Raw genomic sequence first — 16,841 nt, forward strand, 5'->3', positions numbered from 1 at the left:
CATTATGAATGAATCCAGGGCTAACCTAGTTTTTTCGGTTAAAAAACGAACATTTATAAAAATATTTTATCTATCATTAGGATAATCACAGGCTAAAAATAAAATTAAGCTATAATAAGGATGAAGTGATGAATGGAGGATCAATATGGAAGAAAATAAAACAATGAGTCATCAATCTTTGTTGTACGCGAATGAAGACCGTCCCCCTTTAGCCGTCTCGCTTATTTTAGCTTTTCAACATATCTTAGCGGCCTTTGCAGGTATTATCGCGGTGCCCTTAGTCGTATGTACGGCTTTAAATTTCTCAGTCCAAGAAACAGCCTTTATGGTAAGTGCAACCATCTTTGCCTCAGGCTTAACGACCATGATTCAGTCGCGTGGCTTGGGTCCAATTGGCTCACGACTTTCAGGAATGATGGGAACGGATTTTACTTTTGTGAATCCTTCGATTAATGTCGGAGCTAAGTTTGGTGTTGCCGGGATTATAACTGCCACGATGACTGGGGCTTTTGTCGAAATTATTTTAAGTCGATTTATCAAACCCCTGCGTAAATATTTCCCGCCGCTCATTACCGGGACCGTTGTCTCCTTAATTGGAATTACCTTACTTCCAGTCAGTGTGGATTGGGCTGCCGGCTCAGTGGGCTCAGCTGATTATGGCTCTCTAAAGAATTTAGGGGTAGCCTTTGCTATTATGGTCTTTACACTAGCCTTAAATTATTATGGTAAGGGAATGTGGAAGACGGCCTCGGTCTTTGTTGGAATGGTCGTAGGTTATCTACTATGTATTCCGTTAGGGATGGTCGATTTACAATCGGTGGCTAATGCAGGTTGGATTGCCTTGCCTAATATTTTGCGTTATGGTTGGCATTTTGATTGGGCGTCGACCTTATCTTTTGTGCCTGCCTATTTGGTTTCCACTATTGGAACGATGGGAATCATGATGGCTATTGGAGAGGCTTCCAAGGTTGAAGTTTCCAGTGAGCGTGCCGCAGCCGGCGTCTTGTGTGACGGCGTGGGTTCCTTTATTTCTGGTTTATTCGGTGCCGGTCCTAATACAGCTTTCTCACAAAATGTGGGTCTCATTACCTTAACCAAGGTAGCCAGTCGTCATGTTATGGCCCTGGCCGGATTTATTCTCGCCCTCCTCGGTGTCTTTCCTAAACTTTCGGCCTTAATTGCGGTGATGCCTTCGCCTGTCTTAGGGGGTGTCGGTGTGATTATGTTTGGTCTGGTCGCGGCCCAAGGGATTAAAACCTTGGCCAGCATAGAACTGGGTGATCGAGAACTGCTCATTATCTCTGTCTCATTTGCGCTGGGAATCGGGGTAACAGTTAAACCTGAAATTCTGGCTCAATTGCCTAATGCCTTGAAGATGATTTTATCTTCAGGTATCTCTACTGGAACCATCGCGGCCTTAATCTTAAACATAGTACTTAAAGAAAAACACCAATAAGTATAATAATAAAAAAAAGACGGATATGCTACAACAAGTCTGAAAGAGTCATCTTTCGCGTTTGTTGAGCCATACCGTCTTTTTTATATCAATGTCATTAGCTAGTTCAAGCTAGATTTTTAGGGTTAAGGATAAATTAAGTCCAGAATGAATTCTTTCAGCAGACGATTGACGGCCATCGGGTTGTCCATATTTGCATTGTGACCGGCATCGACCACCATCTTTAATGGAATACCTTCTTCTTGGTGCCATTGGCGGGTGTATTGACTAATCTTTCCCAGATCATCATGTTCGCCTAAGATGAGTAGAGTCGGATGCTGACGTTGAATATTATGATTCTCTTTCAATAGGGTCTTAAAAGCGATATCAGTGGTGGCCAGAATCTCGTGGTCTTGATAATTTTCTAACATGGCTAGCATCTTCTTATGAGCTTGATGGGAATAAGTAGCAGAAAGAGCGATACTCTGCCTTAAGTCCTGGGGATTCAAAAAAGAACTCATCCAACCGGTATTTTTTAACCACCATTGATCGATCGAGTTATAATACTGCAAACCAAGCGGACCAATACCGATACCAGCAAGTCCAAATACTTTTTGCGGGAATCGCTCAGCAAAAATTTGAGCACAGAAGCCACCGAGTGATTGAGCAATGAGGATGACTTGGGAAATATTTTCTTGCTGCAAAATCTGATTCATCATCTCAGCCATTTCCGCATAGGAGAAATCAGTATATCCTTTATTGGCCCCATGCAAGGGCAGATCCCAGGTCAAGATCGACCAATCTTTGAAATAATCATACTGTTCCTGGAACATGGTGTGGTTGCATAATAAACCATGGGTAAAAAATAGAGTTGGGCGATGATCTTTTCCAGGTTGACGCCAGTAGCGAACCGGTTCTTGGTGAAAGATTAAAGTTTTTTCTTGCATCGGGCAATCTCCTCATAGAAATTTAATCATAGTCTGAGTATACCATAATTGACCTAAAATTTAGCAGAAAATTGTCCAATTGTCCCTCAACATCTTGACATAAAAATCTCCTATGATAACCTATAATCACAATATGTAGTGTTGAAATTATAAAATACCACTACATGTAGGAGGTTATTGCATGGAAAGTCTTCAAAATCAACGATATATAGTGGATGATTTCGGGAGCATGCCAGATATCAAGACGCTATTAGAAAAAGCCTTGCCCAATTTACAAGCAGGGATTGAACATCTTTTAGCCCAAGACAAATCAGTCGTCAATGAAAATGCGAACAAGGATAGTCGGGTCTTCAATACGCAACGAGATTTGATGGCGGGTGTGCTCGCAAAGTCGATCGGTTTAGCCCTATTACCCGAAGCGGTAGCTCAAGCCCACCAAGCTGGTGATTTGCATATTCATGATTTAGATTATCAACCTTATGCACCGATGACGAATTGTAGTTTGATTGATTTTAAGACGATGTTTGAGCAAGGTTTCACCATCGGTAACGCTCAAGTAGAACCTCCTCGCTCGATTAATACGGCAACTGCTCAGATGGCTCAAATTATTGCCAATGTGGCTTCAAGTCAATATGGCGGGACTACAGCGAATCGAGTAGACGAATTGTTGGCTCCTTATGCTCAAATGAACTATGACAAACATTTAACCAGGGCGCAAAAATGGCTGACTGATCCTGACCAACAAGAAGCCTTTGCTAAAGAAGCCACCCAGAAAGATATTTATGATGCGATGCAAAGTTTGGAATATGAAATCAACACGCTTTATACGTCGCAAGGACAGACTCCATTTACCACCTTAGGGTTTGGCTTAGGAACTTCTTGGATTGAACGGGAGATCCAACGAGCGATCTTAAAGATTCGAATTGAAGGCCTAGGCAAAGAAAAAAGAACAGCGATCTTTCCTAAGTTAGTTTTTACGCTCAAAGAAGGCACTAACTTGCATCCTAAGGATCCCAACTATGATATCAAGTGTTTGGCTTTGGAGTGTGCGACTAAACGGATGTATCCTGATGTCTTAATGTACGACAAAATTGTTGAATTGACCGGTTCATTTAAAGCACCCATGGGTTGTCGATCATTCCTACAGGGTTGGCGGAATGAAGAGGGTCTTGAAGTCAATGAAGGCCGGATGAATTTGGGCGTAGTCACGCTCAATTTACCTCGCATTGCTTTAGAATCCCAGGGTCATTTGGATCAATTTTGGCAAACTTTGTCAGCTCGTTTGACGTTGGCAGAAGAAGCACTATTGTATCGGATTCACCGTGTTCTGCAAGCTCAACCAGAGAATGCGCCAATCATCTATCAATTTGGGGCTTTTGGCCATTATCTGAAGAAAGATGATTCGGTGAAACAACTCTTTGATCACCGAAGGGCGACGGTCTCTTTAGGATACATCGGTTTGTATGAAGTGGCTACCGTATTTTATGGGCCTGATTGGGAAAGTAACGCCGAAGCCAAGGCATTTACCCTAGAAATTATGCGCCGACTTAAAGAAAAAGTTGATCAATGGAGTCAACAATATGATTATCATTTTTCAATTTATGGAACTCCTTCAGAGAGTTTGACCGATCGTTTCTGTCGGTTAGACCGTCAACGTTTTGGCGAAGTGGCTCATATTACCGACAAAGGCTATTATACGAATTCTTTCCATTATGATGTGCGTAAGCAACCGACCCCATTTGAGAAGATTTCTTTCGAACAAGCTTATCCATACTATAGCAGTGGTGGCTTCATTCATTACTGTGAGTACCCGAATTTAGAACAGAATCCACGGGCCTTAGAGGCGGTCTGGGATTATGCCTATGACCGCATTGGCTATCTCGGTACTAACACGCCGATTGATTATTGTTATGAATGTGGATTTAAAGGGGATTTCAATCCCACAGAGTTTGGTTTTGAATGTCCGCACTGTCATAATCGTAATCCCGAGACTTGTGATGTGGTCAAACGGACCTGTGGTTATCTAGGCAATCCTCAACTCAGACCGATGGTGAAGGGCCGTCACCGTGAGATTACCGCCCGCAAGAAGCATCTGGGAGTGACAAGCCATGGCCTATAAAGATCCCCAAACCGGGCTGCTATACCCACAACCTCAAGAATGGTTAGCTAAAGACTGGTCGCAAGGCAAGGTGGCTGATTACAAAGCCTACAACTTTGTCGATGGCGAAGGTGTCCGTTGTTCTTTATATGTGGCTGGCTGTCTGTTTGCTTGTCCCTTCTGTTATAATCGGAAAATTCAAAATTTTAATCAAGGAATCCCCTATGATGAAGCTTTGGAAGCGCAGATTTTAGCAGATTTAGCGGCTCCATATTGTCAGGGCTTGACTCTATTAGGCGGGGAACCCATGTTAAATACCGGTATTCTTTTACAACTTTGTCAGAAGTTGCGCCAACGATTTGGTGGAGATAAAGATATCTGGGCTTGGACCGGCTATACTTGGGAAGAGTTGATGAAGGAAAGTCCCGATAAATTGGCTCTCCTCGATTATATTGATGTTCTGGTGGATGGTCGCTATGAACATGGCCTGCGCGACTTGCGTCTACGTTTTCGCGGATCGGCTAACCAGCGAATTATTAATGTCAAAGAAAGTCTCAAACGGAATCAAGTTATCTTATGGCAGGATTCACTTAAGAAGCGTTCTGAATAAAAAGATGACAGAGAGGATATCTTCTTTTTTAAAGAGAGGCCGTTAATTCCCAAAATTATACATTTACTTTTAAATCAGCTAGATCAGCTTTGAATGATTTGATAAGCAACTTAAATTCTTAGGTACTAGTTTAGTCTTATGTGACAAACTAGTGCCTATTTTTTGTCTATCTTTAGCAATGTTTGCTTGAAAAATTAAAGTAAATCTCCCGCTGAGAATTATAGGGAGAAAACGATTAAACTTCTAAATTTATTTTCTGAAAATCATGATGAAAAGATTTTTATTAAATCATCCTTAGTATTTTCTTATCTAATTTTTATGTTTCAATGAAAACATAGTGTTATAATGTTATTATAAAGCGCTTACACTATATTATGGGGAGGAAAAAAGATGAGAAAATTTTTATCACGTTTAGGATTGGTTTTCGCTGCGGGAGTGATGTTAGCTCAGCCAGTGGCTGCCTGTACCGGAGTTTATGTGGGTAAGGATTTAACGGAAGACGGTTCAGTAATCTTTGGACGGACTGAAGACTTAGAACAACATCATAATAAGACATTTATTGTAGTTGAAGCTAAGCAGAATGAAGAAGGCGCCAAATTAGTTGACGAATATACTAAATTCGAATACGAACTACCAGCAGAATCTTATAAATATTTCGCAGTTCCAGATACTACACCTGAATGGGGCTTGTATTATGAAGCTGGCTATAATGAACATGGGGTAGCCATGGATGCAACTACAACCACTTATACTAATGAAGAAGTATTAGCGGTTGACCCACTTGTTGAAAATGGTATTTCAGAAAGTATCATGACCACAATTGTTTTAGGTCAAGCTAAGACAGCTCGTGAAGGAATTGAATTATTAGCTTCAATCGTTGATGAGAAAGGTTCAGCAGAAGGTAATGGTTTAATTATTGCTGACCAAAATGAAACTTGGTATATGGAAATCTTATCAGGTCACCAATATGCAGCGATGAAATTGCCAGATGATATGTATGCAGTCTTCCCTAATTCATTCTTCCTTGAAGGGGTAGATGTGGAAGATACAGACAATGTGATTGCCTCAGCTGATTTGAAAGCTACTGCAGAAGAAGCCGGAACCCTTGTTGAAGAAGATGGAATGATTCGGGTCGCAGACTCATATGCTGCTGAAATTGATCCAGGATCTATTTCTCGTTATTGGTCAGGTGTGAAGACTTTAGATCCAGATGCTGAAGTGAGCATGGATGATACTGAATTCCCATTCTTACATAGCACTGACAAGAAAATCACTTTAGAAGACGTGATGAATCTTCAACGTAACCGTTTAGAAGGTACTGATTATATTCCAGCTGATAATGTTGCTTCAGCAACCGGTGGCGAAATGGAAGAAACTGAAGCTGAAGGCGAAAGCGAAGCAGCCGAAGAAAAAACTGAACCTAGTGAAGCAGAAGAAACAGTTGCAGAAGAAACTGAGGCTGAAGGTGAAAGCGAAGTTGCTGAAGAAGAATCTGCGGCTGAAGAAGAAACCGAAGCGGAAGAAGCAGCTGAAGAAGAAACTGAAGTTGAAATGCCAGAAAATGCAAAATATCCAATTGGTAACAAAAACACCATGGAAGCTCATATCTTCCAAATTTATGAAGATATGCCAGCTGAAGTGCCAGGAGTGATGTGGTTAGCTATTGGTTCACCAACCGTTTCTCCTTATTTACCATTCTTTGGTAATATCACTGAAACTATCCCAGCTTACCAAGTAGAAAGCAATGAATATGATTCAGAATCATTCTACTGGGCTGTAGATAGTATCCTAACAGCAATGCTAGCCGATGAAAGTAATTTGAAAGATGAAATTCGTGAAAAAGTACTAGCGATTGAGAAAGTTGCGATGGATCAATTCGAAGAAGTTCGTCAAGAATTAATTAAGAAATATGGAGAAGATCCAGCAGCCGCTGCTGAATGGATTACTGAACAAACTAAGAAATTCTCTCAAGATGCCTTTGATCAAATCAAAACGATTGAAAGTGACTATGTGACTGAATAATTTCTATTTTAAGAAAATCTATTCGAATGTTATTTGTGGTTTTCTTCGTTGAATTGAATAGCTAATATTCCGAAACCGCCGGTCAAAGAGTTGCTTTGATCGACGGTTTTTGCTTTTAGATTCATTTATTTTTCAATCGGTTTTTGATCAAGCTTCAACATTTTGAAATACAAAGTCAAGAGTTTGTCGATCAACAAGCCCATATTTTAGTCCTTTTGAGAGGGCTTTCATTAAATCGGGAAATCCAAATGTTTTTACAGGCTTGTGAATCTTCGTTACAATGAAAGAACAATCTAATATTCGAAAGGAGCTTGATGATGGAACGATTATATGCTTTTCCAACAGAAGAACTAGAACAAGATGGACCTTATCTGACAATCAATCTCTGCATTGATCAAGATGATCAGTCTCAAGAGGCATTGAGGATTCAGTTAGAGAATGCATCCAAGCAAGCTAAGAAACTTATCGAAGAAGATTTATCAGAGCCTAGCCTGGCAGAACCCATCCTAGCCCAATTAAAAGGCTTAGCCGCTGATTACAAAGCTTTGCCACAACAAGCCAGAGACTTGGTGTTTTATATTCATGCTTCAGGAATTTACTATTATCATCTTTTTGAACGGGTTCCTGCTTTTGAATTTGTAGCTGACTACCCAGCATTGAGTCCTGTCTTGATTAATAATCAATTGCATAATCATTTCCACTTGCTAAAATTGAGTCGCGGCAAGATTAAGTTATATGAGGTCTACGGGGACCAACTTCAACCTGTCACGTTAGAGGGGAAGGATATTCCTGAAACGATGGCTGAAGCCGTAGGGACTGATTATGATCCAGCCAATATTACGCCACCATCTACCCCAGCCTCACATGCCTTTCATGGCCATTCAGATACCAGTGATGAACGGGATAAAGACCGAGAATTTTATTTCAAATTGGTCGATGATTATATATATCAACAATATTCAAAGAAATATAAGCTACCCTTGGTCTTATTGGCCTTAGAAGAGAATGAAGTCGTCTTTAGAAAATTATCTAAGAATCAATATTTAGAAGATCAAGCGATTCATTCAGGTAATAATTTTACCGACCAACAAGTTGAAAATATTGTTAAAGAAAGTCTGCGAGCGCAGAAAGAACAAGAGCTAACCAACTTGAAACAACGTTTCCAAGAGACTTCTCCTGAATTTAAGGTTAAAGATAGTCTCGATAGTCTGGCTCAATTAGCTATTGCCGGACGAATCGAAGAATTAATTTTGGCCAAAGAATATATGCCACAAGGCGATTTTGACCCGACAGGTCAATACAATGAAGCTGGGAAAGGGTATCGTCAACAATTAATTCATCAAGTACTCAAGACCCAAGGCAAGGTTTATCTCTTAGACCAAGATCTATTGGGAGATGAATTCAAAATAGCCGCTCGTTTGCGTTACTGATGGACGAGCGATGAAGCCAACAAGTTATAAAATAAATTAATTTAGCCGACAATCACTGTCTTACTTTTGAACATCAAGAAATGTTCAAGCTAAGGCAGTGATTTGTTTTTTGTTGGCAAGGGCTGTGATAAGATAAGTTTAATGGTTAGAGAGGAGTGACCGTACTTATGCGAATATACATTGTCGAAGATGATCCGGTAATCCAAGAACGTTTAGAAGAAGCACTAAAGAAATGGCATTATCAGGTAGAAGTGAGCCAAGATTTCAATAATATCTTAGCTGAAGTTCAAAGCTTCGATCCTCATTTAATTCTTTTGGATATTGTCTTGCCCGTCTTTAATGGTTATTACTGGTGTGAAGAAATTCGAAAAACATCGAACATCCCGATTATTTTTATTTCATCCCGGGCAGAAAAGATGGATATTGTGATGGCCGTACAGATGGGGGCAGATGACTATATAACCAAACCCTTCGATTTAGAGATTGTGATTGCTAAGATTCAAGCTTTGTTGCGTCGGACTTATGATTTTGGGCCCGATCATGGCTATTTGACCTGGCAAGCTCTAAGCTTGATTCCCGACCAAGCCTTACTTCGTTATGCTGATCAGGAGCTGGTCTTAAGTCGAACGGAATTGATGATTATGGAGGCGCTGTTTGTGGGTCAGGGAGCTTTTGTCAGTCGCAATAAAATTATTGAGAAGTGCTGGCAGAGTGATGATTATATTGACGATAATACCCTCTCTGTCAATATGACGCGATTAAGAAAGAAATTGACGTCGATTGGTTTAGACCAATTAATTCTCACCAAAAAAGGCTTAGGCTATGGATTAAATTCAGAAAGCGGGCAAATCAATGGCTAATTGGCAAAAATTTCTAAAAAGTAAAAGACAGTGGTGGGGAAGTTTTGCTTTGTTTCATCTCACTTTCCTGTTAGTCTCACTCTTGCTGTATCAAAATCTGTTGCTATTTATTTATGTGCTAGTCCTTAATAGCTTTCTGAGTCTAGTCTACTTAGTCTTGGCCTATCCTTATTATCAAGAGCAGCTATCCACTCAAAAACAAATGCATCAACTGAAAAAAGAACATCGAAACTTGCAAGATCAATGGTATCAATTTAAGTCCGATTTAAGTTCTTACTTCTTAATTTGGATTCATCAAATTAAAACGCCGATTACTGCGGTCATGTTATTAGCTGCTGAAGAAGAACCCAGCCGCCAAACCCTCAACGATATTCGCATCCAAACTTTACGGATTGATAATTATACTCAGACAGCCTTAAATTACCTTAAGTTATTGGATGAAGAAGTGGCTTTGGATTTGACGGACATTGATTTAGATCAAGTGCTTCGTAAGATTATTAAATATTATGCGCCTTTATTTATTGAGGCTCAGATCCATTTGAACTTTAGTCCCAGCCAGGCAATCGTGGTAACTGATGGACAATGGTTAACGATTCTGCTAGAGCAATTAATTGATAATGCTGTCAAGTATAGTCCGCAGGGACAGATAGACATCTATTATCAGACTGAGGAGCGGGCTTTAGTTATTCAAGATAGTGGTCGTGGAATTCACCCCCACGACCTGCCTTTGATTTTCTCCAAAGGATATGCTGGGATGAATGGACGTTTAAATAAGAAATCGACCGGTGTTGGCCTTTACATTGTCCAGGTAATTGCTCAAAGACTGCAATTGGAGATTAAAGTTGAATCTAAATTGAAGCAAGGCAGCAAATTTTTAATCTATTTTCCTAAGAATTCTATCGGCTAAGATTTCTATAATAGCTAATCTTTCAATAATGTAAGATTCTAAGTCAAAGTGTCACTTTAGATAAAGGCAAGCGGTGGTTGGATCCGTTAAGATAGGATTATCAGAAAAGGAGTGAGACGATGACTTTATTAGAAGTAAATCATTTAAAGAAAGTTTATGGCGATCAACACTCAGTTCAAACCGAAGCACTTTCTAAAGTTAGTTTTACCGTCAATCAAGGCGAGTTTGTGGCTATTATGGGCGAATCTGGTTCTGGCAAATCAACCTTATTGAATATTATTGCCAGCTTGGATCACGCTACCGCAGGCTCGGTTATTCTTAACGGGCGGAATCTAAGTAAGATTAAAGCCAAAGATTTAGCTCGTTTCCGTCGGGAAGAATTAGGTTTTGTCTTTCAACAGTTTAATCTGTTAAATAGCTTTAGTAATCGGGATAATGTTTTGTTGCCTTTAGTTTTGTCGGGGGTCAATCAAAGTGAAATGAATCAGCAGCTGATGTCACTGGTGAATCTGTTAGGTTTAGCCGATATCTTAGATAAATATCCCTATCAAATTTCTGGCGGTCAACAACAAAGGGTGGCGATTGCTCGGGCCATGATTAGTCAACCTTCATTGCTTCTGGCGGATGAACCGACCGGCGCTCTAGACTCCAAATCGAGTCAAGTTATTTTAGATTTATTTAGCCAATTGCAAAAAGCGGGGCAGACGATCTTAATGGTAACCCATTCTTTAACCGCCGCTGCTTATGCAGACCGGGTATTATTTATTAAAGATGGGATTGTCTATAACGAGATTTACAAGGGTGGCGAGAGTCAGCGTCAGTTCTTTAATCGCATTAATCAGTCACTCGAAGTTATAAGTGCAGGTGAAGCTCATGAGTAGACATCTATTATGGGGCCTTGCCCGGCGAAATCTTCTGGCCCACCGTCAATGGGAAGCCCCTTTTGTGATGGCCAGTTCTTTGATGGTGGCTCTGTTCTATATCGTTCTTTCATTAATTAATAATCCATACATCACTCGCGAGCACACTGATCTTAAGAGTTTACTTTATTTGGGGATTATTCTTGTCGGCTTGTTTACCATTGTCTTTATCCTCTATGCCAATCGATTGGCGATAAAGACACGAAGCTCGGAGTTTGCCCTTTATCAAGTCATGGGTTTGGAGCAAGGACACATGATTAAGCTATTGGGGCTGGAGACTTTGTTGAAATTTGGCTTGACCAGTCTCTTTGGTCTGATCGGTGGCCATCTTTTTGGGGTATTAATCTTTATGAGTTTAAAACACTTGATTCATGCCCAAGCAATGTCGATGGGTGACTACCAATGGAGTTGGACTGTGTTTGCTTACGCTTTAGCCTTTGTCGCAGTCACATTCTTATTACTCTTCTTATTAAATGCCTGGCGAATTTGGCGAGTGAATCCAATGGAATTGATGCGTCAAGCCAAGGCCGGTCAAGCACCGCCACGTAATCGTTGGTTGGTCCTGGTTCTTGGTTTAGCACTATTAGCTTATGGCTATTATTTAGCGCTGGTTACCAAAGGGAATTTACAATCCGTCTTGACCTTTCTCTTAGCAGCCATCCTAGTGATGTTAGCCAGTTATTTGCTTTTTGAAAGTTTGTCAGTATTTATCCTGAACGCATTAAAGCGCAAGAAGTCTTATTATTATCGGGCTGAGAACTTCTTTTCCTTGTCAGGCATGCTTTATCGAATACGCGCGAATGCCATGGGTTTGGCGAGTGTATGTATTATGTTAACCGGTCTGATTATCACCTTAGGGACGACCGTAACGGTCTATCGGAATGTCGATCAGACGATTGATGCTAACTCACCGAAGGATTATATGGTTGAGGGCGTCCAACTGCCGATAGATTTAACTGAGGCAGAATTGGACCAGCAAGTTGAGCAACTTAAACAGGATGTACAGGAGATTCATCAAGAACTGGGTCAGTCAGTGCAACCTTTGGCTTATTTCCAAAGTCTACTCCTGGTTCTAGATGAAGAGGGGAGGTTAACGCCGGCCGATGGCTTCTCGATAAATGACTCGAATCTGCGCTTGATCTATTTAGAAGATAGCAAACACTTTAATGCGCGGACGGGGGAAAACTACCAGCCAGCTGACAATGAGTTGCTTTTCTATAGTGATAGTCCGGCGGCAAAGAAATTAACCCAACTTTCGATTGACCAAACGAACTATCAATTAGTTCCTATCCAAAGTCAATTGCCAAAGAATATCGCTTTTGAAAGTTATCTACTGGTAGTGAAAGATTATTCATCATTACAAGAAATCAGTCAGCAGCTAGGATCCAAAGAATTTCCACAGGAATACAAAGTCAATTTAGGTTGGGATAATATAGATGGCGATGAGACCTACCGTCAGACTGTAGAAGATGCCTTACGGGCGAAGGGTTATTCGATTAGAATCAATTCTAAATCAAGTTTACGGGCAGATCTTTATAGTATGTATGGAGGCTTGGTCTTTATTGGGATCCTCGTTTCGATTGTCTTCTTAATCGGTACGATTCTGGTCACTTATTATAAACAATTGAGTGAGGGACAAGAAGATCAAGGAAATTATCGGATATTGAGACAAGTGGGCTTAGACGAAACTTTAATTCAGAAAGTCTTGAAGAAACAAATTATTTGGCTCTTCTTCCTTCCTTTATTAGTAGCTTGCTTACATACTTTAGTGGCCAGTAAATTAGTTTCTCGTCTCTTAATGACGATTGGGATTTATGATTATCAGTTCTTCTTAATCTCTCTGCTATTAACGGTGTTAGCAATCGTCTTTATCTATTATGTGGTCTATAAGCTAACTTCGCGAGTTTATTATCACTTGGTAAGATAAGCGAGCCAAAAATTAGCCCGATTATTTGAGCACAAATATAAAAAATAAAAACCGAATCGTTATGAGCACAATTAGTTTCTTGTCTCGTAATGATTCGGTTTATAGTTTGATCAAAGTATCATTGTCATAGAGCGAGGCACTTAGCCTGACATGATAAATGTCGGTCAAGATTCAAAGTCTATTGAGAATTGATTCCAAGGTTCAAGCCTAGGGGGCAAACTGTTCACTTGAATCAGGCGATCTTGAGTCGGATGTTTGAAGCTTAATTGATAGGCCCATAGGGCAATTTGTTGACCGACTTGATTGAAGTCTGCTCCATATTTTTGGTCGCCATAAAGTGGGTGGCCGATATGTGCCATTTGTACACGTATTTGATGGGAGCGCCCAGTTTCTAACTGGACTTCGATGAGAGAATATGGGGCTTGATAAGCGATTCTTCGATAATGGAGAATCGCTTTTTTGCTGTGAGGGTAATCAGCGCCAACAACCCGTGATTGGTTATGTTTACGGTCTTTATACAGATAATGGGTCAGTGATTGCTCAGCGAATTTACTTTGACCATGGACAATGGCCAGATATTTTCGCTTGACCTTTTGTTTCTGTAGTTCTTTAGCCAATCGGCTGGCTGCTTTGGAAGTTTTCGCAAAGACCATGGCGCCTCCTACTGGTCGGTCCAAGCGATGAACCAAGGCTAAATAAACATTGCCTGGTTTGTGATCACGTTTTTTTATATAGTCTTTGATTGCTGTGAGCAAATCAAGGTCATGGGAATCGTCAGCCTGGACGGGCATATTGATTGGTTTCTCCACGCAAAATAGGTGATTATCTTCGTATAGAATTTTCATTGTGAAAACTCCTTTCACTATCCTTCCCTATCATTGTAAAAGAAGGGAATAATAATACAAGGGAATAATAGATAAATCACAATAGGATGAGAGATTCTTATACTATTTAAGATATAAATGAGTTAAAAACGTTTGATTTTAATCTTTTTATAATTTTTCTCTTGACAATCTAATCTGTTTCGATTAATTTAGATACATAACAATTACGGAGGGAATTTTATGAAAAAACTATTAAAGAAATTGATTGCCCTTGGGGTAGCTAGTTTATCCCTGTCGCCGCTTGTTAATCTTGTTCCAGTCGCTTCGGCTCAAGAACAAGTATTAAATATTTCGACTTCTGCTGAACCGCCAACCATTGACCCTGCTTTAGCAACAGATTCAACGTCAGGATCAATTCTTAGAAATGTCTTTGAAGGATTGACTGTTGTTTCTCCGGAGGGAGAAGTTCAACCGGGAGCAGCGGAATCCTGGGAAGTTTCTGACGATGGTTTAGTCTATACCTTTAAATTAAGAGAAGGAAATAAGTGGTCTAATGGAGATCCAGTAACGGCTCAGGACTTTGAGTTCGCTTGGAAACGGGTATTAAATCCTGAGACAGCTTCTCAATATGCTTCAATCATGTTCCCGATTAAGGGCGCTGAAGCTTATAACTCTGGCGAAGGAAAAGTTGAGGACGTAGGTATTAAAGCTGTAGATGAATCAACTTTAGAAGTTACCTTGGTAGCGCCGACGGCTTACTTCCTTGAATTGCCTGCTTTCTATAGCTTCATGCCAGTTAACCAAAAAGTCGTGGAAGGCGATGAAAATTGGGCCATGGAAGCTGGGGAGGCCTATGTCACAAATGGTGCTTTTAAATTAGAAACTTGGAACCACAATTCTGACTATGTCTTAACCAAGAACGATCAGTACTGGGATAAAGATAATGTAAAATTAGATCAAGTGAATGTTAAGATTATCGAATCTGAAGCGACTGCTAATGCTGAATTCCAAGCAGGTAGCATTGACTACCTAGGTTCACCTTATTCACCAGTTTCTTTAGATAATATTGATCAATATCGTGCTGATGGTATCTTACAATCTGTACCTTATGCAGCCATCTATTGGTATAAACTAAATACCACTGATGAAGTCTTATCGAATGTCAATATTCGTAAAGCCCTAGCTTTAGCGATTGACCGTCAAGGATTGATTGATAATGTCACTAAAGGGGAACAAATTCCAGCTTTAGGTTATATTCCACCAACCATTGAAGGGTTTGAAGAGGATCGTGGCTATCTAAAAGATGCTGATTTTGAGCAAGCCAAGGAACTCTTAGCTAAAGGTTTGGAAGAATTAGGTATGAAAGATCCGAGTGAATTAAATATTGAAATTTCAATTAATACCTCTGAAGCTCACTCAACCATTGCTCAATATATTCAAGAAGGTTGGTCCAAGAACTTAGGTATTAATGCAAGTATCCGTAACTCAGAATGGCAAGTATATTTAGATGAGTTATCAAACTTACAATATCAAGTGGGTCGTTTAGGCTGGATTGCCGACTTTAATGATGCTTCTACGTTCTTAGATATGTATCGTACAGCAGACACTGGAAATAACGATACAGGTTGGGAATCTGAAGAGTTTAAGAACAAGCTTGACGAAGCCAATCAAGAACAAGATCCTGAGAAACGTAAAGGACTCTTGTTAGAAGCTGAAGCGATGATTATGGAAGATTTACCGGTCATTCCTTTGTATTACTACACAAATAACTTCGTCGTCAAAGATGGCGTAGAAGGCATGCAACCGGATGCGCTTGGAAATATTAACTTGAAGAATGTTTCGATTAAGGCAGAATAAGCAAGTCTTGCGATGTGTTCGGATGCACGGGTTAACCCCGTGCATTCCTTATAGTTAGAAGGGATATATTATGACAAAGTTTATAATTAAACGTATCGGGTATATGCTATTAGCTTTATTTTTAATTGTGACGATTACCTTTTTGATGATGCGACTCGCACCGGGTAATCCTTTTGCTGGTGAACAACAACATATGACTCCGGCAATTCAACAACAACTGAATGAAGCCTATGGTTTGGATGATCCCTGGTATGTTCAATATGGTAATTATATAAAAGATGTCTCACAATTTAATTTTGGTGAATCGATGAAATATCGGGGACGTTCAACCAACGATATGATTGCGGAATCCTTCCCGGTATCGCTGGCTTTGGGTGGCCAGTCGCTCTTCATCGCTATTGGTTTAGGTGTTTTACTAGGGGTTATCTCGGCCATGTATCATAATCGAACGGGTGACTATTTGGCGACGATTATTGCCGTCTTAGGTATTTCGGTCCCATCCTTTATTGTCGCTGGTTTGCTTCAATATGTCTTTGGTTTGAAACTTCATTGGTTGCCGATCTCTGGCTGGACTTCATGGGCCAACCGGATTCTGCCTTCGCTAGCTTTAGGATTGGGTTATATGGGGAATATTGCCAAGATGACCCGCTCTTCTTTATTAGAGCAGAATACTTCGGAATATGTGAAGTTAGCTCGGGCCAAAGGTCTTAAGAAATGGGGCGTAGTCTTTAAGCATTCGCTGAGAAACGCTTTGCTTCCTGTCATTACCTATTTAGGGCCTCTAACTGCTGGGATTGTGACCGGTTCATTCGTTGTTGAGAATATCTTTGCGATTCCTGGTTTAGGGCGTCACTTTGTGACATCGATTAATAATCGGGATTATACGGTAATTATGGGAACAACGGTCTTTTATGCAATTTTGTTATTGTTTGCTGTGCTCATCGTGGATATCTTGTATGTCTTAGTCGATCCGCGGATTCAATTGGAAGGAGCTGACGATTAAG

At 40.3% G+C, this 16,841-nt stretch carries 12 protein-coding genes and 1 pseudogene; 11 read left to right on the forward strand and 2 right to left on the reverse strand.

What is annotated here, in order from left to right; all coding sequences use genetic code 11:
• Positions 1-145: 145 nt before the first annotated feature.
• Positions 146-1,456, forward strand: coding sequence for a nucleobase:cation symporter-2 family protein (locus tag BMX34_RS04650; protein WP_092571311.1), 1,311 nt, complete (start codon positions 146-148; stop codon positions 1,454-1,456).
• 125 nt (positions 1,457-1,581) lie between these two features.
• On the opposite strand, the gene BMX34_RS04655 is transcribed toward BMX34_RS04650, so the two are convergent.
• A complete protein-coding gene (locus BMX34_RS04655) occupies positions 1,582-2,382 on the reverse strand; it encodes an alpha/beta fold hydrolase (protein WP_092571313.1) in 801 nt (266 codons plus the stop codon).
• 193 nt (positions 2,383-2,575) lie between these two features.
• Between BMX34_RS04655 and nrdD the strand changes: the two are divergent.
• The 8 genes and pseudogenes from nrdD to BMX34_RS04695 form a co-directional block, all read left to right on the forward strand.
• Positions 2,576-4,501, forward strand: a pseudogene (nrdD, locus tag BMX34_RS04660) (anaerobic ribonucleoside-triphosphate reductase); the annotation flags it as partial.
• Positions 4,491-5,090 (forward strand): anaerobic ribonucleoside-triphosphate reductase activating protein, encoded by a 600-nt coding sequence (nrdG, locus tag BMX34_RS04665; protein WP_092571317.1) that lies wholly within the window; start codon positions 4,491-4,493, stop codon positions 5,088-5,090. The pseudogene nrdD and the gene nrdG, both read left to right, overlap by 11 nt.
• 390 nt (positions 5,091-5,480) lie before the next feature.
• The gene (locus BMX34_RS04670; protein WP_092571319.1) at positions 5,481-7,112 is read left to right on the forward strand and encodes a C69 family dipeptidase; all 1,632 of its coding nucleotides are present in this window, start codon (positions 5,481-5,483) and stop codon (positions 7,110-7,112) included.
• Positions 7,113-7,429: 317 nt separating this feature from the next.
• A complete protein-coding gene (locus tag BMX34_RS04675; RefSeq protein ID WP_092571321.1) occupies positions 7,430-8,542 on the forward strand; it encodes a baeRF6 domain-containing protein in 1,113 nt (370 codons plus the stop codon).
• A gap of 167 nt (positions 8,543-8,709) precedes the next feature.
• Positions 8,710-9,402 (forward strand): response regulator transcription factor, encoded by a 693-nt coding sequence (locus tag BMX34_RS04680; protein ID WP_092571323.1) that lies wholly within the window; start codon positions 8,710-8,712, stop codon positions 9,400-9,402.
• A complete protein-coding gene (locus BMX34_RS04685; protein WP_092571325.1) occupies positions 9,395-10,309 on the forward strand; it encodes a sensor histidine kinase in 915 nt (304 codons plus the stop codon). The genes BMX34_RS04680 and BMX34_RS04685 overlap by 8 nt, the downstream gene beginning before the upstream one ends.
• A gap of 119 nt (positions 10,310-10,428) precedes the next feature.
• Positions 10,429-11,190: an ABC transporter ATP-binding protein gene (locus BMX34_RS04690; protein ID WP_092571328.1), complete on the forward strand. Its 762-nt coding sequence runs from the start codon at positions 10,429-10,431 to the stop codon at positions 11,188-11,190.
• Positions 11,183-13,156: an FtsX-like permease family protein gene (locus tag BMX34_RS04695; protein WP_092571330.1), complete on the forward strand. Its 1,974-nt coding sequence runs from the start codon at positions 11,183-11,185 to the stop codon at positions 13,154-13,156. Before BMX34_RS04690 ends, BMX34_RS04695 begins: the two co-directional genes overlap by 8 nt.
• A gap of 164 nt (positions 13,157-13,320) precedes the next feature.
• On the opposite strand, the gene BMX34_RS04700 is transcribed toward BMX34_RS04695, so the two are convergent.
• Positions 13,321-14,001, reverse strand: coding sequence for an RluA family pseudouridine synthase (locus BMX34_RS04700; protein WP_092571332.1), 681 nt, complete (start codon positions 13,999-14,001; stop codon positions 13,321-13,323).
• A gap of 219 nt (positions 14,002-14,220) precedes the next feature.
• Between BMX34_RS04700 and BMX34_RS04705 the strand changes: the two genes are divergently transcribed.
• Both BMX34_RS04705 and BMX34_RS04710 read left to right on the forward strand, forming a co-directional pair.
• A complete protein-coding gene (locus tag BMX34_RS04705) occupies positions 14,221-15,837 on the forward strand; it encodes a peptide ABC transporter substrate-binding protein (protein ID WP_092571334.1) in 1,617 nt (538 codons plus the stop codon).
• A gap of 70 nt (positions 15,838-15,907) precedes the next feature.
• The gene (locus BMX34_RS04710) at positions 15,908-16,840 is read left to right on the forward strand and encodes an ABC transporter permease (RefSeq protein ID WP_092571336.1); all 933 of its coding nucleotides are present in this window, start codon (positions 15,908-15,910) and stop codon (positions 16,838-16,840) included.
• Position 16,841 lies beyond the last annotated feature (1 nt).

The sequence above is a fragment of the Ignavigranum ruoffiae genome, assembly GCF_900110675.1.
GTDB lineage: Bacteria > Bacillota > Bacilli > Lactobacillales > Aerococcaceae > Ignavigranum > Ignavigranum ruoffiae.

Coding starts and splice junctions, on each gene's coding strand:
- BMX34_RS04650 (WP_092571311.1), top strand. CDS start 146: ATGGAAGAAAATAAAACAATGAGTCATCAATCTTTGTTGTACGCGAAT.
- BMX34_RS04655 (WP_092571313.1), bottom strand. CDS start 2,382: ATGCAAGAAAAAACTTTAATCTTTCACCAAGAACCGGTTCGCTACTGG.
- nrdG (WP_092571317.1), top strand. CDS start 4,491: ATGGCCTATAAAGATCCCCAAACCGGGCTGCTATACCCACAACCTCAA.
- BMX34_RS04670 (WP_092571319.1), top strand. CDS start 5,481: ATGAGAAAATTTTTATCACGTTTAGGATTGGTTTTCGCTGCGGGAGTG.
- BMX34_RS04675 (WP_092571321.1), top strand. CDS start 7,430: ATGGAACGATTATATGCTTTTCCAACAGAAGAACTAGAACAAGATGGA.
- BMX34_RS04680 (WP_092571323.1), top strand. CDS start 8,710: ATGCGAATATACATTGTCGAAGATGATCCGGTAATCCAAGAACGTTTA.
- BMX34_RS04685 (WP_092571325.1), top strand. CDS start 9,395: ATGGCTAATTGGCAAAAATTTCTAAAAAGTAAAAGACAGTGGTGGGGA.
- BMX34_RS04690 (WP_092571328.1), top strand. CDS start 10,429: ATGACTTTATTAGAAGTAAATCATTTAAAGAAAGTTTATGGCGATCAA.
- BMX34_RS04695 (WP_092571330.1), top strand. CDS start 11,183: ATGAGTAGACATCTATTATGGGGCCTTGCCCGGCGAAATCTTCTGGCC.
- BMX34_RS04700 (WP_092571332.1), bottom strand. CDS start 14,001: ATGAAAATTCTATACGAAGATAATCACCTATTTTGCGTGGAGAAACCA.
- BMX34_RS04705 (WP_092571334.1), top strand. CDS start 14,221: ATGAAAAAACTATTAAAGAAATTGATTGCCCTTGGGGTAGCTAGTTTA.
- BMX34_RS04710 (WP_092571336.1), top strand. CDS start 15,908: ATGACAAAGTTTATAATTAAACGTATCGGGTATATGCTATTAGCTTTA.